The organism is Achromobacter sp. E1, from assembly GCF_037039475.1.
GTDB classification, from domain to species: Bacteria; Pseudomonadota; Gammaproteobacteria; order Burkholderiales; family Burkholderiaceae_B; genus Achromobacter; species Achromobacter mucicolens.
The window spans coordinates 4,096,174-4,115,448 of the sequence record NZ_CP146253.1 but is presented as its reverse complement, the minus strand read 5'-3'; the positions used below and the strand labels follow the sequence as shown (position 1 = coordinate 4,115,448).

Sequence of the window (19,275 nt, the reverse complement as noted above, 5' to 3'; positions counted from 1 at the left end):
GCGCGCCGCCTTTCATTGCCCGGGGCCGCAAGCTGCGTTCCCGTTCACCTCGACAAGGAATGCTCATGAACCCATGGCTCACCGCTTTGCGCGAGGGCGCGGTCAGCGGCTCTGCCGCCAGCGTGCTTTCAACACTTGTCCTGGCTGTCGCGGGACGGAGGCAGGCCGCAAGTTGGACTGCGCCGACGAATTCGACAAGCCATTGGGTGTGGGGAAGCCCGGCGCTGCGGGCCGATGCGCCCAGCTGGCGGCATACCGCCACCGGCTATGCAATCCACCATACGGCGGCGGTGTTCTGGGGCGTGCTGCATGCGCGCGCCACGCAGGCGATGCCCGCCACGTATCCGCCGGGACCGGGCGTCGTGGCCGGATTGACCGCGGCGGCAATCGCCTGCCTGGTGGATTACCGGGCGACGCCGCAACGCCTGACGCCCGGTTTTGAGCACCGGCTTGGCACGTGGGCGCTTGCGCTGGTGTATGGGGCTTTCGGGCTGGGGATGGCGCTGGGATCGCTGGCTTGGCGCGCTCGGGAGCAACGGCAGCCGGCTGGGGCTGACGGCGCCGCATACACGGCGCGAACCAGGAATGGAGATTGCTGGCCCCGCCGCCAGCGCGATTCTCGCGTTGCCAACCGGGAGCACTCAATGAAACTCAAACTGAAACCGCTACGCGACCAGGTGATGGTCATCACGGGCGCGAGCAGCGGCATTGGCGCCGCAACGGCCAGGATGGCCGCCGAGCGCGGCGCCAAGGTCGTGCTGGTCGCTCGCCAGGAAGAGGCGCTGAAGGCCGTGCTGGACGACATTGTGCGCGGCGGCGGGTCCGCCATCAGCGTGGCCGCGGACGTGGGCGTGCAGGATGATCACGATCGCATCCTGGAGCGCGCGATCCAGAGCTATGGCCGCGTCGATACGTGGGTCAACAATGCGGGCGTGTCGATCTTCGGAAAGCTCGAATCGGTGCCGCTGGAAGACCAGCGAAAACTGTTCGACACGGATTACTGGGGCGTGGTCTACGGATCGATGGTGGCGGTGCGGCACCTGAAGAAATCCGGGGGCGCCCTGATCAACGTGGGCAGTGAAGTGTCGGATCGCGCCGTGCCGTTGCAGGGCGCTTATTCCGCAGCCAAACATGCGGTCAAGGGCTTTACCGACGCGCTGCGCATGGAATTGCGCGAAGAAGGCGCTCCCGTTTCCGTCACGCTTATCAAGCCCGCGTCGATTGCCACCGGCTTTACGTCGCACGCGCGCAATTACATGGACGTGCAGCCGACGCTGCCGCCGCCGGTATATGCGCCCGAAGCGGTGGCCGACGCCATCTTGCACGCGGCCGAGCATCCGGCTCGCGACCTCTATGTCGGAAGCGCGTCGCGCGCCATCTCGACGTTGGGCCAAAACATGCCGTCCCTGGCCGATCGCATGGCCGGGTGGCTGTTTCGCCAGCAACGCGGCGGCACGCCAGCTGGGGGCGGATCGGATTCGCTCTACGAAGGCGGCGGGTCGCATCCCGCGGAGCAGCAGGCAGGCCGCCGCAGCGTATATACGAAGGTCGCCATGAACCAACCCAGCACGTCGCTTGTGGCGGCCGCGGTGGTGATCGGCGGGGCGGCATGCTGGCTATTGCGCGCGCGCCGCTGACGGTGATGGGCGGGCAGTGCTGACCGGCCGGCTGCGTCAACCGGACGCGTCAGCTCGAGGCCCCGGCCGTCAGCCATGCCGAACACCCCGCCGGCGCAACCGACCCGCTGACATACATTGCGCCGGCCGCAAATAGGCGCAGCTTCTGCGCGGTGGGGACGGCGGTCATGACCCAGACGGATCCTTGCGGATCCGACCAGACGATGCGTGCATCGGTTGCGGCCAGCGCCTGGAACATCGCGGCGGGGGACGCGCCCGGGCGCAGCGCGACCACCGTGGTGTCCGCGTCGGCACGCAAGGGAAAGAGGTTCAGCATCCCGCCCGCCAGCACCGCTGCCGCGAGCAGGCCGACGAGCGATTTGCCGGTGCGGCCCGTGGGCGGCGGGCGGCGATGATTGCGGGTCTTCCAGCCGGCCAGCAGCGGCGCCAGGCCAAATACGACAAACCAGGCGATGTCCCAGATCAGCGGCTGTTCCGCATCCATCTTGATGCGATGAATGCCGGTGATCCAGTGCGAGAGCAGCGCATCGATGATGTGCCAGGAGCCGAAACCGATCCAGAAGTGGCCCCAGCGCGGGCGGATCGGCGTGCCCGGCGACGCGGCTGACCGGGCGCGGAACAATTCGATGAGCCCGGCGGCGGCGATGACGTACATGATGGCGTGAAAGACGCCATCGGCGGCGACCTGGGCGCCCAGCGACCCCAGCGGCCCGGCCCGCACGTTCGAGAGCAGATGGTGCCATTGCAAAATCTGATGCAGCAGGATGCCGTCAAAGAAGCCGCCCATGGCGAAACCCAGCAAAAAGCTGGCTCGCCGCAGGCGGCGAGGGGCGGCAGGGTCATCGGGAGTGCGGACGAGTTCCATGGCAGTTTCCTTGAGTGGCGTCGCAAGCGCGCCGTCGGCGGCGCGGTCCGCATGTCCTGTTCCTGCATGCGCGCGCGGGAACGCACGCGCGGCCAGGTGTTCAGGCAGGGGCGGACACCGTGCGCAGGGCTTCCTGGCCGCCACGCCCATCATGTCCCGACTGCAGGTCCCACAGCGCGCGTAGCGGGCCGCGTGCGGCCAGCAGTTCGTCCAGCGGGCCGTCTTCCACGATGCGGCCCGCGTCCACCACCACAATCCGGTCGTAACGCGTCAGGGACGACAGGCGGTGCGCCACCGCCACGACGGTGCGGCTGCGCATCAATTCGGCCAGCGCCTCCTTGATGAGCTGCTCGGAGTAACTGTCCAGCGCGGACGTGGCCTCGTCCAGTAGCAGGATCGGCGCATCCTTCAGGAAAGCGCGCGCGATGCCGATGCGCTGCCGCTCGCCGCCTGACAGCAACGCGCCGCGCTCGCCGACGATCGTGTCGTAGCCTTGCGGCAGCCGCTTGATGAACGGCTCGCAATGGGACTGGCGCGCGGCGGCGATCACTTCGTCCTCGGTTGCCTCGGGGCGGCCATAGCGGATGTTCTCCATGATGGAGCGGCGAAACACACTGACGTCCTGCGGCACGACGGAGATCGCGGCCTTAAGGCTTTCCAGCGTCACGGCGCGTATGTCCTGGCCGCCGATCAGGATCCGCCCCTGCTGCGGCTCGTCGGCGCGCTGCAGAAGCGACAGCAGGGTCGACTTGCCCGCGCCGGACGCGCCGACCAGCCCCACCTTCAGCCCGGGCCGGATGGACAGCGTGATGCCGCGCAACGCGTGGCAGCCGTCCGGATAGGTGTAGTGGACCCCTTCGAAGGTGATGGCGCCGGCCGGATCGCGCAGCGGATGCGCGCCGCGTACGTCGGGCACTGAGTGCGGCCGTCCTACCAGGCGCAGCATTTCGGCAATGACCCCGAATTGCTGAGCGGTGCCCACCAGCGCCAGCGCCAGATCGCGCGAGCCGTGCAGGATTCGGAAGGTCAGCGCGCTGACCACCACCACATCGCCGGGACTGGCGCGGCCCGCCTCCCACGCCCGCAGCACCCAAAACAACATGGCGCCAGCCACGAGCCAGAGGCAGGCGTCATGGATGACGCGCGCCTTCTCGACGTACATCCAGCTTCTGCGCTGCGCGCGCGCCTCCTCGCCCAAAGCCTTTTCCAGCCGGGCGCGCTCGCGCGCCTGCGCGGAGAAGGCCTGCACGGCCCAGATATTGGAAATGGCGTCCACGATTTCGCCGCCCACGTGCGCGGCCTGCTCGCCGTACTGCTGATGCAGGCTGCGCCCGCGCGCGCCGAACGACACGATGATGGCAGCCAGCACCAGCACGAAGCCCAGCAGCGCGGCCGCCATGCGCCAGTCCACGGTGCCCAGGACCACGACGGCGCCCAGGAAATCGACGCACGGCGGCACGATGCTCCAGACCGTGGCGCCGTAGATGGTGCCGGCGGCGCTGGCGGTGGACGAGATGCGGTTAGCCAGCGCGCCCGAGTGATGCTGGCGGAAATAGCGGGTCGAATGGTGGCTCAGGTGTTCGAAGACTTCGACCCGCAGCGCCGCGCAGGCGGCGACGATGTTGCGGCAGCCTAGCCATCCGCCGCATCGCCACAGCGCGGCCTCGACCGCGATCAGCCCCAGGAACAGGCCAAGCGCCCACCATACCTGCACGGACGCGGAGGCGCCCAGCGCCAAGGCGTCCACAATGAGCTTCATGGCGTATTGCACCGTGACCGAGCACACCCCGGCCAGGACGACGATCATCGCCAGCAGGCCAAAGGCCCAGGGCCGCTGGCGGACGTATCGCCAGAGAAAGGCCGCAGGCTGCGACGGTAGGGCGGGCAGGTCGGGCATGTTCAATCTCCGTCGGCGCGGGGGGCGGGCGCCGCAAGCAGGCCGCTGGGGCCGAGTCCCGCGCGGGCCGCCTGCGCGCGAACCTCGATTTCGAGCGGGGCGTACACGCTGCGGCGGCCGTCGGCGGCAGGGGCGCTCAAAAGACCGGTTGGGCAGTGGCGGTCGTCCTCCCATCCGGGGTAGTCCGTCACGGGATACAGACAGATGCCCGACACGTCGACGCCGCGTGCCCGCGCCGACGCGACCTGGTCCGCGACATACCGCATCCAGGGTGTGCGCGCCAGGCCCTCGGCGCCCGTCTCGGCAATGAAGAGCGGTTTGCCGTAACGGTGCGCGCAGCCTTGCAGGAGCTGGGCGAGCGGTGTGTAACGCGGGTCGTCCCACGGCAGCGGCGGGCCGCGGTGCAGCCACTGGTTGTGGGGGTAGTAGTTCAGGCCGACCACGTCCACATAGCGCGCGTCGCCGCCCAGATCCGCATGCGCGCGTCCGCACAGCATGTCCAGCGCCTCGAACTGCGCCTCGCTGGCGGCGGCAGCCTCACGGGCGTCGCTGGGAAGCGCCGGCTGGACGGCGATCAGCGGTTCCGCGCAGACCAGCCGGGCGGCGGGGTCGGCTTCAAGGATTGCGTCGCTGGCCTGAATCGCGGCTCGCGCCAATTGCCGCTTCAATTCAAGGCCGCGGCCCAGCGTGCACGGCCCGAAGTGCGCCATGTCGCCGCCGGCCCAGCTCCAATAAGAGATTTCATTGATCGGGCAATACCAGGTTGGCATTCCAGTTTCTCCGGCGATCAGGCGGGCCGTGGCGGCGGCATAGCGGGCGAACGTCTCGGGAAAGGCGGACGACCAGATGTCCAGCCACGGCGGCCAGCCATAGTGGCAAAGGTCCCAGATCACCTCGACGCCGCTGTCGCGGGCCGCGCGCACCAGCGGCAGGACCGCGGACCCGTCGTACACGTTGGCGGCGGGACACACGAGATGCCAGCGCACCCCGTCGCGGGCCGTCCGCAGCCCCAGCGCGGCGATGGCGGCGTAGTCCTGCGCCGCCCACTTTGCGTGCCCCGTCGATTCGATGAGATCCAGCTGCCGCCCGTCTGGAAACCGGTGGCACGAACACTCGAACCCGGCCTGCTGGAAACTTCGGAAGCGCATGCCCGGACTCATTCGGCCATCATTGCGTTGCGCGGCTCCGATTGGCGGCTTGCCATTTGCTCATACGTAGCCAGGGCCTGCGCCACGACCTGGTCCATGTTGTAGTAGCGGTAGGTGGCCAGACGCCCAACGAAGTGCACGCCCTCACACGCGTCCGCCAGTTCCTGGTACCGGCGAAAGAGCGCGGCGTTCTCGGGCCGGGGAACGGGGTAGTACGGGTCGCCCTGCGCGCTGGGGTATTCGTAGGTCACCGCCGTCTTGGGATGGCGCTGGCCCGTCAGGTGCTTGTACTCGGTGATGCGGGTGTAGGGGACGTCTTCGGCCGGGTAGTTGACCACGCCCACGGGCTGGTGCCACTCCTCGTCCAGCGTTTCGTGCCGGAACTTGAGCGACCGGTAAGGCAATGGGCCAAAGCAGTAGCCGAAGTACTCGTCGATCGGGCCGGTATAGACCAGCTCGTCGTACTGGAAGGCGGACCTGGCCTCCTCGAAATCCATGCCCAGCGCCAGCGAGATGTTCGAATGGTCCAGCATGCGCTCGAACATGCGCGTGTAGCCCATGAGCGGCATGCATTGGTGCCGGTCGGTGAAGTAGCGGTCGTCTCGCGACAGCCGTGTTGGCACGCGCGCCGCCACGGACCGATCCAGCTGCGAGGGATCCAGGCCCCATTGCTTGCGCGTGTAGCCGCGAAAGAATTTCTCGTACAGGACGCGTCCGATCTGCGAGACCACGTAGTCCTCGGCGCTGGAGACGACCGACGCCGGTTCGGCCACCGTCTGCAGGAACTGCTCGGCCTGGGCCGCGGTAAAGCTGCGGCCGTTCAAGCGCTCGAGCGTGGTGAGGTTGATCGGCATCGGCACCAGCATCCCGTCGGCGCGCGCCAGCACCCGGTGTTCATAGGGACGCCACTGCGTGAACTGTGACAGGTATTGCAGAACCTTGTCCGAGTTCGTGTGAAAGATATGAGGCCCGTAACGGTGCACGAGCAGTCCCGACTCGTTATGGAAGTCGTACGCGTTGCCGGCAATGTGCGGGCGCCGGTCCACCACCATGACACGTTTGCCGCTGCCACGAGCCAGGCGCTCGGCCAGCACGCTGCCGGCATGCCCCGCTCCCACGATCAAAAAGTCGTAGTGCTGGGAAGGCATCTTGCGTGCCATGCGAACGGCGCCTGGCCCCGCGGGGCCATGTCGCGCACCACGCGGGGAACTGGTCCAGGCGCGATTCATCGCGTCGCAGATGCCTTCCCAGCTGCGTTCCCACGACATGCCTTCCAGCGCGCGGTCGGCGTGCTGGGCGACCGTGTCCGGCGTGGCCGAAGACGCGAGCGCGCGCGAGATGGCCTGCGCAAAGTCCGCCGCGTTGGCGGCGATCTGCACGATGGGGCAGCCGCCATAGGCGCGCACCACGTCCGCGATCGGCGTGGACACGACGGGCCTGCCAGCCGCCAGGTATTCCGGCGTCTTGGTGGGACTGATGTAGCGCGTCGATTCGTTCATGGCGAACGGCATCAAGGCGACGTCCCATCCCGCCAGATAACCGGGAAGCTGGTCATACCCCCGCGCGCCGAGATAGTGGATGTTGGGCGCCTGCGGCAGCGTTGCCGGATCGATCTTGACGACCGGGCCAATCAGCACGAACTGCCAATCGGGCCGCAGCCCGGCAACTGTCGCGAGCAGACCGGTATCGAAGCGCTCGTCCAGCACGCCGTAAAAGCCCAGGCGCGGCGTCGGGATTGCGAGCAGATCGGACGGGATGCTGACCGAGGTCCGGGCCCGCGCGAAATGGTCCCGGTCCACGCTGCTGGGGACGGCATGCACGTTGGGATGCAGGCGGCGCTTGGCTTCGTACAGACTGTGGCCGCCTGTGAAGACGACGTCGGCACGCGCGAGCAACTGATGTTCCAGTCCGACCAGGTCTGGCGGCGCTCCACGAAACGCGGACAGCTCGTCCATGCAGTCGTACACGACGAGCCCGGCCTCGATGTCTTCGGTAAAGGGCAGACTCATCGGCGTGTAGTACCACAGGACCGGCGCGTTGAGCCCGTGTTCATGCAAGAGGTCGCCCAACAGGCGGCGCTGGTCTTGCTCCGCCTGTTCCCGCGCGACATGCGGCGTGATCACGGTGACGCCGTCCACGTGGCTGGACTCGAGCCAGCCGTGTTGTGCCGCGTCTTCCCAGACGGGCTCTTCGATATAGAAGACGGCGTGGCCACGCGCAAAGCGCGTCATCAGATGCTGCGGCCGCTGGTGCACGAAGTTCCAGCGCAAATGGGAAAAGCACAATATCGCAGGGCGCTCGCGCGTCAGCCATCCATTCGCTGCGGGTGATTGCGGCGAAGCGGAAGCGTGAGCGTGAGGCGCGCCGCCAATCGAGGCATCGACGGTACGCATGGAAACTCCAGAAAGGAAGCGGGGTGGTGATGATGGGAGCGGCTGGCGCCGAAGGGGCCACCGAAGCGTGTGCAACGTCGTCGCAAGCTACGTGCCGAAGCCCTGGGCTGCCGGGGACGGCACGTGATGCCCGGCACCCCACGCGTGGCCGCGCGGCGCGTGGGGTGTCTTGGATATTTTTTGACCGACGTTGCAAGTTCTGCGTTCATCCGCGTGCCGCGGTCACGCTCCGATGGACTTCACGAGGCGACGCGGCGGCATGGCAGTTGCTGCGCCAGGCCTGATCGCGTGTTGCGGTCACGTCAAAGGAGATTCCAATGAAAGCACTTTGCTGGCACGGCAAACACGACATCCGCTACGACACGGTGCCCGATCCGATCCTGGAGCATCCGCGCGACGCGATCATCAAGGTGAGCGCGTGCGCGATATGCGGATCGGACCTGCATCTGTTCGACGGGTTCATGCCCGGCATGAAGTCCGGGGACGTCATGGGTCACGAGTTCATGGGTGAAGTCGTGGACGTCGGCGCCCAGGCGCAGAACCTGAAGGTGGGGGACCGGGTCGTGATTCCGTTCACCATCACCTGCGGCGAATGCGACCAATGCAAGAAGGGCAACTTTTCAGTCTGCGAGCGCACGAACCGCAACGCGGACCAGGCGGCCAAGATGTTCGGGCATACGACGGCGGGGCTGTTCGGCTACACCCATCTGACCGGCGGCTATGCCGGTGGCCAGGCGGAATACGTGCGCGTGCCGTTTGCCGATTCGACCCATGTGCAGGTGCCCGACGAGCTGTCGGATGAACAGGTTCTTTTCCTGGGCGACATCCTGCCCACCGGTTGGCAGGCGGCCAAGCAGTGCGACATCGAATCGACCGACACCGTCGCCGTGTGGGGCGGCGGACCCGTGGGCCAGATGGCGATCCAGAGCGCGATCCTGTTGGGCGCGCGCCAGGTGATCTGCATCGAATCCGTGCCGGAGCGGCTGAAGATGGCGCGCGATTGCGGCGCGATCACGATCAACTTTCAGGACGAGGATGTGGTGGAGCGGCTAAAGGAGCTGACCCACGGCAAGGGCCCGGAGAAGTGCATCGACGCGGTCGGGATGGAGTCGCACGCCAGCAGTTCGATGGAGCACCTTTACGACCGGATGAAGCAGGCAGTGGGCGCCGAGACCGACCGGCCGCACGTGCTGCGCGAGATGATGTATGTGTGCCGGCCCGCCGGCATCCTGTCGGTCCCCGGCGTCTACGGGGGAATGATCGACAAGATTCCGTTTGGCGCGTCTATGAACAAGGGACTGACGTGGCGGATGGGCCAGACCCACGTGCGGCGCTGGACGGACGAGCTGCTCGACCTGATTGTGCAGGGCAGGATCGATCCGTCGTTTGTCATCACGCACCGCGCAAAGCTTGAGGCCGGACCCGATATGTACAAGACCTTCCGCGACAAGGAGGATCGGTGCATCAAGGTGGTGCTCACGCCTTGACGACTGGCGCGCGTCAGGCCCCGGCCTGGGATGGGGTCTGTTGCGCGGCAGGCTGCACGGTGTCGCACAGGGCATCCAATTCCCGCGTGACCTCGTGCCAGGACCAGCGGATCAGATCCACCGCCACCCGTTCGTCACACGTGAAGCCGCCGCCGCTGGCGGCTTCCTGCACCACGGCGTCCAGCTGAGCAAATTGTTGGCTGGTGCAGCACAGGGGCGCGTCGGCGCCCCGGTCACGAATGGCGCGCGCCAGGCCGTCGATCTGCCGTTGCGCCGCCTGCGCAACGGCATGCAGGGCAGGGCCCAGACGGCGTGAGACGTTCTCGGTAACTTGCACGCCGCCCACGCGCTCCATCAGCGGCACGGTAAGCCATAGCTCCTCGATCCGCTCCTGCAGCCGCTGCGCCTGGGTGTCGCGGCCCACAAAGTCGATGGGCAGCGATCGGGACTGGCGTGCCATGTCGATCGCCCGCCAGTGCGCGCGTTCCAGTGCAGGCTTGTCGCGCGGCCGCGGGCGTTCTCGGCCTTCGTTCAGGGCGGCGGCCCATTCGACCAGCAATTCCCCGTACAGCTGCAACGAGGCGGCAAGGTTGTACCGCATGCTGTGACGGGCCGACAGCGGCAGCACCGCAAAGGCGGCCAGGATGCCGGCGGCCGAGCCCACGACGATCGCAAGTGTCTTGTTGACGGCGCCTGCAACGAGGTCGGCGTCCGGGGTTACGGTCAGGATGGTCGCCGTGACGAGACTGTAGTTCAAGGAGGGCCAGCGTATCGTCAGGCAAGCGGCGGCGCCTACACCGACCACGATGCTCCACGGCGCCGGCAGGCCGGTGACCGCGGAAAGGGGCACAAGCGCAATGCCCAGCGCCACCCCGATCATTGCGCCCAGGATGCGGGCGGCTGCTTCGCCGACCGTGCCCTCCACCGTGGCCCGCACCACAAATAGCGCGGAAAAGGCGCCCCATGCCAGATCCGGCATCTGCTGCCACCGCATCCAGCCATAGGCCAGCAAGACGGCGGTAATGGTTTGCAAGGGTAGGCGGACATTGTCCTGTCCGATCGCGTCGCGATAGGCGGTGGCGCGTTTAAGAAATTGGGCGTAAAGAGGAAACATCTGAACTTTGGCCGCCTGCGCGCAGATCAGGCGTCTGCGTCGGCGGGAAAGGGAAGGTACATGGCGATGCGTTGGCCCAGCAGACCGCGAAGCCTGTGCGCGGTCTGCTGGGCCTTCCGGTCAGGTATGGTCAGGACTCGGATTTCTTGGGGCGTCCGTACGGATCCTTGCCCGCGGGTGCCTGGGACCCGCCGGCGGGATACCCCGAATTGGTGTCGGGGTTCTGATTGACGTCCCCCGTGGGCGGACCGTCCTCGGTCGGTTGACCCGTGTAGCCGGTCTCTGCGCGATCCACGTGAGGCGACGGCGGCGGATTGGGCGGCGGGGCGGGTTTCGAATCGGTCATGGGGTAGGTTCCTTTGTAAAGATGGGAGCGCGTGCCCGCGCGGTCAACCCAGGTTGTGATACTTGCGCCCGATTTCCATCGTGGCGCGATAAAAGCCTTCCTTGCTGCCGCAGTCGTAGCGCACGCCCTCGTATTCGAACCCGAAGACGTTTCGGGCCTTGAGCAGGGCGGCGATGCCGTCGGTCAGCTGGATTTCTCCACCCACGCCCGCCTGGGTGCTCTCTAGCAGCGCGAAAATTTCGGGCTCCAGGATGTAGCGCCCGACGACCGCCAGGTCGGTCGGGGCGTCCTCGGGCTTGGGCTTTTCCACGATGCCTGTCAGGCTCATTACGCCGTGCGCCTTGCGGCTGCCGGAGACGATCCCGTACTGGTGGGTGTTGGCTTTGGGCACCTGCTGGATCGCCAGGACGCTGCCGTCGAACTCCCGGGCGACCTTCGCCATTTCGCCGATGACGGGGGCATCCGCGTCTATCATGTCGTCCGCCAGCAGCACGGCAAACGGTTCGTTGCCTACAATGGGCGCCGCGCAGAGCACCGCATGGCCCAGCCCAAGGGCTGCCGGCTGGCGGGTGTACACGCATTTGACGTTGTCCGGAATGACGTTGCGGACGGTTTCCAGCAGGGCGTTCTTGTTTTTCGCTTCCAGGTCGTATTCCAGTTCTGGCACGCGGTCGAAATGATCCTCGATGGCGCGCTTGTTTCGGCCGGTGACGAAAATCAGTTCCGTGATGCCTGCGGCGACCGCTTCCTCGACGGCATACTGGATCAGCGGCCGGTCGACGATGGGAAGCATCTCCTTGGGCATGGCCTTGGTGGCGGGAAGAAACCGCGTGCCGAGGCCCGCGACGGGAAATACAGCTTTACGAATGGGTTGCATTGCTAAGGCCCTCTATGCCCGGACGGCGCCAGGGTTGGGCCGCCTACTGATCGCTGTTACAGCAAATTTTGTGCCTGCCGGGCGGCGGCTGTAACAGAGTTTTCGCGATGGCACGCTGTTTGCTGACGGGGCTTGAGCATGAATAGACACGCAGGTGGGGACATTGCATGACTTCTTTACCGGATTTTCCGTCCGAAGATCGCTATCGTCTGCTGGTAGGGGCAGTACGGGATTACGCCATCTACCTTCTGGACGCCAATGGCCGGGTCAGCAGCTGGAATCCGGGCGCTGAACGTTTCAAGGGCTATGGCGCGGACGAGATCATCGGGCAGCACTTCTCCGTTTTTTACACGCCCGAGGACCGGAATGCCGGCGTACCGGGGCGCGCGCTGGAGACTGCACGGCGAGAGGGGCGCTTCGAGGCCGAGGGCTGGCGTGTGCGCAAGGACGGCAGCAGGTTCTGGTGCAGCGTGGTGATCGACCCGGTCGTTGACGATCGCGGCGAACTGGTCGGCTTCGCGAAGATCACCCGCGACATCACCGAGCAGAAAGAGCGGAACGAGCAACTGCAGGAAGCCCGCGATTCGATGCACCATGCCCAGCGCAACGAGGCCATTGGCCGGCTGACGGGTGGCGTGGCGCATGACTTCAACAATTTCCTGACGGCGATCCGGTTCTCCGCGGAATTCATCAAGCGCTATCCCGACCTGCCTGCTTCGCTGATGCGTTATGTGGGCATCATCATCGACACGACGGAGAAAGCGGCCCAGCTTACCCGGCAGTTGCTGGCCTACGCCAAGCGGCAGCCGCTGCAGCCGCACGCGTTCGACGTGCGCGACAGCCTGGCTTCGATGCGGCCGCTCTTCGAAACCACGGTGGGGTCGTCCGTGGCGGTCAGCTACGAGTTCGGGCCGGGCGACTGTACGATCTTCGCCGATCCCACCCAGCTTGAGTCGGCGCTGCTCAACCTGGTCATCAACGCGCGCGACGCGATGCCCTCGGGCGGCCAATTGAAGATATCGGCCCAGATCGTGCCCGACACCGCGACGCTGGGCGGCTTGGCCAAGCTCAATGGGCCGCAAGTGGCGCTGTCGGTGCAGGATTCCGGCGCCGGGATCGAGCCGGAGGTGCTGGCCCATGTCTTCGAACCTTTCTTCACGACCAAGGGCCAGCATGAGAACTCCGGCTTGGGGCTGAGTCAGGTGCAAGGCTTTGTCCGGCAATCGGGCGGCGACGTTACCGTCGACAGCGCGGTGGGCACGGGCACGACGTTCACGCTTTACCTGCCGGCCGCGAAGGCGCCGGGCGCCACGGCCGAATCGCCCGTCTCCGGTGAGATGGCCAACGTGCCCGTACGCCGCGAGGTGCTGTTGGTGGAAGACAACCGCATGGTCGGTGAGGTCGTTTCTGCGTGGTTGGGGGAGCTGGGACAACGGCTCACCTGGACCGTTGACGCCGAAAAGGCCCTGAAGGAACTGGAGCAGCGCGACGGCGGGTTCGACCTGGCCATTCTTGACCTGGTGCTGCCCGGCATGAACGGCATGGATCTGGCCTATCGCATCCGGGAGCGCTGGCCCGGCATCCGGATCGTGCTGGCCAGCGGTTACAGCGAGGCGATGGCGGGGCCTCGGGCGCTGGGCTTTCCGGTGATGCAGAAGCCTTATTCCGTTGAAGCCCTGATGCAGGTTCTGACCGAGGACGCGCATACCATGCCTTGAGCGCCGGGCGGTCCACGGGACCGGCGCTATACCCTGCGAAACCGGTTGTGCGTCCGACGTTTGATGACGCTGATGTCGCCATCCGGTTCGATGTACGCCCGTCGCACCTCGGACAGCTCAAGCACCCCTTTGAGCCGAAGCTGGCTCATGAGCTCATCTTCGGTCAGGTATTCACGCCGGAGCGCCCGTTTGGCGATCACGCCGTCCCGCACCAGACACACGCGATCCGACTCCAGCAGGCGGCCCAGCGGCTTGCAAAAATAACTGACGCGGTCAACCAGCACCGTCCAGCCGAGGATCGTGGAAATCAGCACCATCCCATCCAGGATGGACTTGTATTCACCGGCCATCGCATTTTGCGCGGCATCGGCAATGAGCACCAGCACCAGCATGTCGGCCACGCCCAGCGAACCGACATCGCGTCGCCCTGCAAGCCGGAGCAGCAGGAAGATGAACCAATAAACGATTGTCCCGCGGATGAAGATTTCCAGCGGGGCCACGGAAAACGAAAACATCGTCGACCAATCCGGGTCCATTGCGGCGCCTCCTTCAAGCAAAACGCAATCCCCGGGCAAGGCGAGCAAGTTGTGTGCCCGAGCGGCCGCAGCCCAAGGGCGGGCAGACCGCTGGGCACGCGGTTTGCTGCGAGGATCCGCCAGAAGCCGAAAGGAGTGAATATGCAATCCGAGAACTCGTCCTTGCGGGCGCAAGACGTCATTGCGCGCGAACTGGGCGTCACCAAGGACTTTGACGCGGCGGCAGAACGGGAAACGCGGATCGCATTCCTGGCCGACTACCTGATCCGCTCGGGGCGCGCGGGGTATGTGCTGGGCATCAGCGGCGGGGTGGACTCCACGGTGGCCGCGCGAATGGCGCAGCTTGCCGTCGAACGTGTGCGATCCCAAGGCAGGGCGGCCACGTTTATCGCGGTACGCCTTCCCTATGGCGAACAGCGCGACGAGGAAGATGCGGCGCAGGCGCTGGACTTCATCGCGCCCGACCGCCGCATGCGCATCGACATCAAGCCGGCGGTGGACGCGCAGCGCGAGGCGCTTCGCGCAGCGGGCCTTGCCTACGCGGACGAGGCGGCCGAGGACTTTGGCGCGGGCAACATCAAGGCGCGGCAGCGCATGATCGCGCAGTACGCAATTGCCGGCGCGCTGGATTGCCTGGTCATCGGCACGGACCAGGCGGCCGAGGCGTTGATGGGGTTCTTCACGAAGCATGGTGACGGCGCGGCGGACGTGCTGCCGCTTCGTGGACTGACCAAGCGGCGGGTACGGACGTTGGGAACGCAGTTGGGGGCGCCGGAGCGTCTGGTGATGAAGGTGCCCACGGCCGACCTGGAATCGTTGCGGCCGTTGCGCCCGGATGAGGACGCGTACGGTGTCACGTATGCCCAGATCGATGGATACCTGGAAGGCGAGGCGATTGCGCCGGACGCCGTGGCGGTGATCGAGCGGCAGTTCAACGCCACCGCGCACAAGCGTGCGCTGCCGCCGGGGCCTGCATCGTGACGTGAAGCCGCCGCGCTTTTCTCGACCTGTATCATTGCCGATACCCTTCAGCCCGTCACCCCAGGCAAAAAATGTCCGATTCGCCGTCCGTTCCGAACAACAAGCCCGGCGTCGTCCGTAGTGACCTCAGCTTTCCTGTGGTCGGCCTGGGCGCCTCAGCCGGGGGGATCGACGCGCTTAAAACATTTTTTTCGCATATGCCGGCCAAGCCCGGCATGGCCTTCGTCGTGGTGGTGCACCTGTCCGCGGATCACGAAAGCGTCCTTGACAGGATTTTGCAGTCCAGCACCGTCATCCCGGTCGCGCAGGTCACCAAGCCGGTCCCGATCCAGCGTGATCACATCTATGTGATACCCCCGGGCGCGACGCTGGCGATGAACGACGGGTATCTGCGCGTGACCGCCGCCACGCCCAGACCGGAAGGCCGCCACATCGCCATCGACACGTTTTTCCGGACGTTGGCCGACGTGCACACAACGCGCGCCGTCGGCATCGTCCTGTCCGGCGGCGGATCGGACGGGTCGGTGGGCCTTGCCCGTATCAAGGAACAGGGCGGCGTGACGTTCGCGCAGTCGCCCCAGGACGCCGAACACGACACCATGCCGCGAAGCGCGATCGCAACGGGCGCGGTGGACATCGTGCTGCCGGTGTCGATCATGCCGGATCGCCTCAGGAAAATCGCGGAGAACATGGGCAGCATCCACCTGCCGCCGCTGACCGAGGAGGAAGCCGCGGGCGCGGCCGACGCCGAGCAGGCGGCGGATGAGTCCAAGCACGATCGCAACACGTTGCGCGAGATCCTTGCCTTGCTGCGCGCCCGCACGGCGCACGACTTTCGTCACTACAAGAAAGCCACGGTGCTGCGCCGGATCGAGCGCCGCATGCAGATCACGGGCGCCGCCACCCTGGCGGACTATGGAAAGCTGCTTCAGGAACGCAGCGACGAAACCCCCAGGCTGCTATCCGACATGCTGATCGGCGTGACGCAGTTCTTCCGTGACCGGGACGCCTTTGCCAATCTGGATGAATTCGTGCTGCCCAAGCTGTTCAAGGCACTCAGTCATGCGCCGGATTCCGCGTTGCGCGCATGGGTGGCGGGTTGTTCGACGGGCGAAGAGGCGTATTCGCTCGCCATGTTGATGAGCGCGCGGGCTGCGGCGATGCCTCAGCCGCCCAGGATCCAGATCTTTGCCACCGACATCGACGAAACGGCGCTGACGGTGGGCCGGGCGGCGGCATATCCCATGGCGATCAAGGCCGATGTGCCCGAGGCAATGCTGCAAAGCTTCTTCAGCCGCAAGGACGACGAATACCGCATCAAGAAAGACGTGCGCGAGCGTGTTCTGTTTGCCGTGCACAACATCCTGCGCGACCCGCCTTTTTCTCGGCTGGATCTGGTCAGCTGCCGCAATCTGCTGATCTACCTGGATCGCGAGGTGCAACGCGATGTGCTGCGCATGTTCCATTTTGCGTTGAAACCGGGCGGCTTCCTTTTTCTGGGCAGCTCCGAATCGGCCGATGCATGCCCGCAGCTGTTCCAGGTGGTGGACAAGCGCTATCGCATCTACGCCGCGCGCGAGACCCCGGCGCAGCTGAGCGGCATGCCCGAACTGACGGACGGCGGTTTCAGTCACGTGCGGCCCATCCACGCCTCCACCGCGCCGGTGCGTGAGACCAAGGTGTCGTACGCCGCAGTGCACCAGCGCGCGCTTGAAATGTACGCGCCACCCAGCGTCATCGTCGATGCCAACAGCGACATCGTGCATATCTCGGACCGCGCAGGCCGTTTCCTGCGCCATCCGGGCGGCGAGCCTTCCCGGAATCTCCCGGCGTCTGTGCATCCCGAACTTCGCACCGAGCTGCGCACGGCCATGTTCCAGGCGCTGCACTCGCGCAAGAGCGTTGAGGCGCGGCGGGTCAAGATGACCTTTGGCGACCGCCAGGCCTACATCAACATGGTGGTGCGGCCGTTCCGGCACGAGGAGTCCGCCAGCGACTACATGCTGGTGCTGTTCGATGAAGTCGAAGACGTCATGAGCGCCGATGGCAGCCAGGGTCCGACGAGCGGCTCTGCCGCCGTGCTGACGCAGCTGGAGGCAGAGCTGCAGCGCACCAAGGATCAGTTGCAGGCCACCATCGAGCAGGCCGAGACCTCGACGGAGGAACTGAAGGCCTCCAACGAGGAACTGCAGGCCATCAACGAAGAGCTGCGTTCGACCACCGAAGAGCTGGAAACCGGCAAGGAAGAACTGCAGTCCGTCAACGAAGAGCTTATTACCGTCAATGCGGAACTCAAGACCAAGGTCGACGAAACCGCCAAGATCAATGACGACCTGCAGAACCTGATCGCGTCCACCGACATCGCCACGGTGTTCGTGGATCGCATGATGCGCATTCAGTGGTTCACGCCGCGCGCCTCCGATATCTTCAATGTGATTCCCAGCGACGCTGGCCGTTCGGTGCTGGACATCACGCATCGGCTTGAATATCCGGACCTGGCCAACGATGCCGCGGGCGTGTTCGAATCGCTGCGGCCACTTGAGCGCGAGGTGCGCAGCTCAACGGACCGTTGGTATCTGGCGCGCCTGCTGCCCTACCGCAGTGCCGAACACCGCATCGAAGGCGCGGTCCTGACGTTCATCGACATCACCGACCGGCGCAAGGCGGAAGACCGGGTTCGTCTGGGCGAAGCCCACCTGAAGCTGATGACGGAAAGCGCCCGCGACTTCGGCATCATGACACTGGATAACCAGGGCATCATCACCAACTGGAACATCGGCGCCGAGCTGATGTTCGGATACACCAGCGCCGAAGCCGAAGGCAAGTCGATATCCATCATCTTCACCGACGAGGACATTGCCGCCGGCCGGCCGGAATACGAACTCGATCGCGCCCGGCAGATCGGTTACGCGCCGGACGAGCGATGGCACAAGCGCAAGGATGGCAGCCTGGTTTACTGCACTGGCGGCGTGAACCGCATGGACGACCCGGTCTACCAAGGGTTCGCGAAGATCGTGCGCGACGTGACGGAACTGAAGCTGCGCGATGCCGAGCAGGAATCGCGGCTGGATCGCGCGCGTGCCGACAGCATGCTCAAGGACGAATTCTTCGCGGTCGTGTCGCACGAACTCAAGCACCCGCTCAATCTGATTCAGCTAAATGCCGAGCTGCTGGCCCGCACGCCAGCCGTGCGCAACCTGGCGCCGGCAGCGCGCGCCATCGATCTGATCCAGCGGTCGGTCAGGGGCCAGGCCCGCATCATCGACGACCTGCTGGACCTGTCGCGCGTGCGCACCGGCAAGCTGGCGCTGAACAAATCGATCATCGACGTCGCGGCCATCGCGAAAAATATCCTAGATGTCCTCAGGCCCGCCGCCGCCGCGGCCGGCGTCGATCTGCGCGCGGACTTCGATCCCGCCTTGGCGATCTACCTGGATGCCGACCCCGTACGCATCGAGCAGGTGATCTGGAATCTGCTGAACAACGGGATCAAGTTCACACCGGAAGGCGGGCGGGTCGCGCTCAAGCTCGCCGTTCAAGACAATCGGTTGAGGCTGGACGTGGCCGATACGGGCCAGGGCATCGACCCGAAGTTTGTCGGCCGGGTATTCGACATGTTCAGCCAGGGAGACGTGCGTCAGAAGGCCGGCACCAGCCCCGGGCTGGGTATCGGACTGGCGGTCGTCAGCGAACTTGTCGGCGCCCATGGGGGCACGATCGAGGTGCACTCGGACGGCCTGGGCGCCGGCGCGCGGTTCACGGTGTGGCTGGACCTGGCCGGGGCGCGCGAAGAACAGGATGCGCCCCAAACCAATGGCGACATGCCGCTCGACGGGTTGAATGTGCTGCTGGTCGACGATTCCGAGGACGTCCTGCAGGTCATGCGCGAACTGCTGGATCTGGAAGGGGCCATCGTGACGGCCGTCTCCAGCGGCCGCGAGGCCTTGGAACGGCTGGATCAGTCCCCGTTCGATCTGCTGCTGTCGGACATCGGCATGCCCGACATGGACGGCTATGCGCTGATGCGGGCCATCCGCGAGCGGGATGACGGCGTCGATCTGCCGTCCATCGCGCTTACCGGGTTCGGCGCCAAGGAAGACATGCGAGAGGCCGTCAGCGCCGGCTTCTCGGCGCACATCAGCAAGCCCGTGTCGTTGGACGATCTACTGGAAGTCGTGCGCAAGATTCGTCCCCGCATCTGAACGTTGCCGCCGGCCGCGCGCAGCGGCCGTCGCGCCCGTTATTGCCGAGTTTCATTTGGTGTCAATTTTCCGCT

The 19,275-nt window shown here is 65.9% G+C and carries 13 protein-coding genes; 5 read left to right on the top strand and 8 right to left on the bottom strand.

Translation table 11 applies throughout. The features are described from left to right. Window positions 1-65 precede the first annotated feature (65 nt). Window positions 66-1,637, top strand: coding sequence for an SDR family oxidoreductase (locus V6V88_RS19065; protein ID WP_338615968.1), 1,572 nt, complete (start codon window positions 66-68; stop codon window positions 1,635-1,637). Window positions 1,638-1,686: 49 nt separating this feature from the next. Here the strand turns inward: V6V88_RS19065 and V6V88_RS19060 are convergent, their stop codons facing one another. The 4 genes from V6V88_RS19060 to glf form a co-directional block, all read right to left on the bottom strand. Continuing rightward, entirely contained in the window at window positions 1,687-2,502 is an 816-nt protein-coding gene (locus V6V88_RS19060) for a DUF2243 domain-containing protein (RefSeq protein ID WP_056323317.1), read from the bottom strand. Window positions 2,503-2,602: 100 nt separating this feature from the next. Beyond that, window positions 2,603-4,399, bottom strand: coding sequence for an ABC transporter ATP-binding protein (locus V6V88_RS19055; RefSeq protein WP_338615967.1), 1,797 nt, complete (start codon window positions 4,397-4,399; stop codon window positions 2,603-2,605). A gap of 2 nt (window positions 4,400-4,401) precedes the next feature. Continuing rightward, complete coding sequence (locus V6V88_RS19050) at window positions 4,402-5,547, bottom strand: beta-glucosidase (protein WP_338615966.1); 1,146 nt, start codon at window positions 5,545-5,547, stop codon at window positions 4,402-4,404. Window positions 5,548-5,555: 8 nt separating this feature from the next. Then, on the bottom strand, window positions 5,556-7,940 hold the full coding sequence (glf, locus tag V6V88_RS19045; protein WP_338615965.1) for a UDP-galactopyranose mutase: 2,385 nt from the start codon (window positions 7,938-7,940) through the stop codon (window positions 5,556-5,558). A gap of 317 nt (window positions 7,941-8,257) precedes the next feature. On the opposite strand from glf, the gene V6V88_RS19040 reads away from it, so the two are divergent. Then, window positions 8,258-9,427, top strand: coding sequence for a zinc-dependent alcohol dehydrogenase (locus tag V6V88_RS19040; protein ID WP_056323327.1), 1,170 nt, complete (start codon window positions 8,258-8,260; stop codon window positions 9,425-9,427). A 13-nt stretch (window positions 9,428-9,440) separates the two neighbouring features. Here V6V88_RS19040 and V6V88_RS19035 read toward each other — a convergent pair whose 3' ends face one another. The 3 genes from V6V88_RS19035 to galU all read right to left on the bottom strand — a co-directional run bounded on the left by V6V88_RS19035 (window position 9,441) and on the right by galU (window position 11,764). Further along, entirely contained in the window at window positions 9,441-10,460 is a 1,020-nt protein-coding gene (locus V6V88_RS19035; RefSeq protein ID WP_338615964.1) for an FUSC family protein, read from the bottom strand. Window positions 10,461-10,671: 211 nt separating this feature from the next. Continuing rightward, the gene (locus V6V88_RS19030) at window positions 10,672-10,887 is read right to left on the bottom strand and encodes a hypothetical protein (protein WP_062842130.1); all 216 of its coding nucleotides are present in this window, start codon (window positions 10,885-10,887) and stop codon (window positions 10,672-10,674) included. 43 nt (window positions 10,888-10,930) lie between these two features. Beyond that, complete coding sequence (galU, locus tag V6V88_RS19025) at window positions 10,931-11,764, bottom strand: UTP--glucose-1-phosphate uridylyltransferase GalU (RefSeq protein WP_056323333.1); 834 nt, start codon at window positions 11,762-11,764, stop codon at window positions 10,931-10,933. 167 nt (window positions 11,765-11,931) lie between these two features. On the opposite strand from galU, the gene V6V88_RS19020 reads away from it, so the two are divergent. Beyond that, window positions 11,932-13,482, top strand: coding sequence for a PAS domain S-box protein (locus V6V88_RS19020; protein ID WP_338615963.1), 1,551 nt, complete (start codon window positions 11,932-11,934; stop codon window positions 13,480-13,482). A gap of 26 nt (window positions 13,483-13,508) precedes the next feature. Here V6V88_RS19020 and V6V88_RS19015 read toward each other — a convergent pair whose 3' ends face one another. Next, window positions 13,509-14,018 (bottom strand): YetF domain-containing protein, encoded by a 510-nt coding sequence (locus V6V88_RS19015; protein WP_056323340.1) that lies wholly within the window; start codon window positions 14,016-14,018, stop codon window positions 13,509-13,511. Window positions 14,019-14,159: 141 nt separating this feature from the next. Between V6V88_RS19015 and nadE the strand changes: the two genes are divergently transcribed. Together nadE and V6V88_RS19005 are read left to right on the top strand one after the other, a co-directional pair. Then, a complete protein-coding gene (nadE, locus tag V6V88_RS19010) occupies window positions 14,160-14,999 on the top strand; it encodes an ammonia-dependent NAD(+) synthetase (RefSeq protein WP_223576329.1) in 840 nt (279 codons plus the stop codon). A 71-nt stretch (window positions 15,000-15,070) separates the two neighbouring features. Continuing rightward, window positions 15,071-19,201, top strand: a complete 4,131-nt coding sequence (locus V6V88_RS19005; protein WP_338615961.1) for a CheR family methyltransferase — start codon at window positions 15,071-15,073, stop codon at window positions 19,199-19,201. Window positions 19,202-19,275: the final 74 nt, after the last annotated feature.

What these genes read in the sequence shown, in the direction of transcription:
- V6V88_RS19065 (WP_338615968.1), top strand. Translation starts at nt 66, where the DNA reads ATGAACCCATGGCTCACCGCTTTGCGCGAGGGCGCGGTCAGCGGCTCT.
- V6V88_RS19060 (WP_056323317.1), bottom strand. Translation starts at nt 2,502, where the DNA reads ATGGAACTCGTCCGCACTCCCGATGACCCTGCCGCCCCTCGCCGCCTG.
- V6V88_RS19055 (WP_338615967.1), bottom strand. Translation starts at nt 4,399, where the DNA reads ATGCCCGACCTGCCCGCCCTACCGTCGCAGCCTGCGGCCTTTCTCTGG.
- V6V88_RS19050 (WP_338615966.1), bottom strand. Translation starts at nt 5,547, where the DNA reads ATGCGCTTCCGAAGTTTCCAGCAGGCCGGGTTCGAGTGTTCGTGCCAC.
- glf (WP_338615965.1), bottom strand. Translation starts at nt 7,940, where the DNA reads ATGCGTACCGTCGATGCCTCGATTGGCGGCGCGCCTCACGCTCACGCT.
- V6V88_RS19040 (WP_056323327.1), top strand. Translation starts at nt 8,258, where the DNA reads ATGAAAGCACTTTGCTGGCACGGCAAACACGACATCCGCTACGACACG.
- V6V88_RS19030 (WP_062842130.1), bottom strand. Translation starts at nt 10,887, where the DNA reads ATGACCGATTCGAAACCCGCCCCGCCGCCCAATCCGCCGCCGTCGCCT.
- galU (WP_056323333.1), bottom strand. Translation starts at nt 11,764, where the DNA reads ATGCAACCCATTCGTAAAGCTGTATTTCCCGTCGCGGGCCTCGGCACG.
- V6V88_RS19020 (WP_338615963.1), top strand. Translation starts at nt 11,932, where the DNA reads ATGACTTCTTTACCGGATTTTCCGTCCGAAGATCGCTATCGTCTGCTG.
- V6V88_RS19015 (WP_056323340.1), bottom strand. Translation starts at nt 14,018, where the DNA reads ATGGACCCGGATTGGTCGACGATGTTTTCGTTTTCCGTGGCCCCGCTG.
- nadE (WP_223576329.1), top strand. Translation starts at nt 14,160, where the DNA reads ATGCAATCCGAGAACTCGTCCTTGCGGGCGCAAGACGTCATTGCGCGC.
- V6V88_RS19005 (WP_338615961.1), top strand. Translation starts at nt 15,071, where the DNA reads ATGTCCGATTCGCCGTCCGTTCCGAACAACAAGCCCGGCGTCGTCCGT.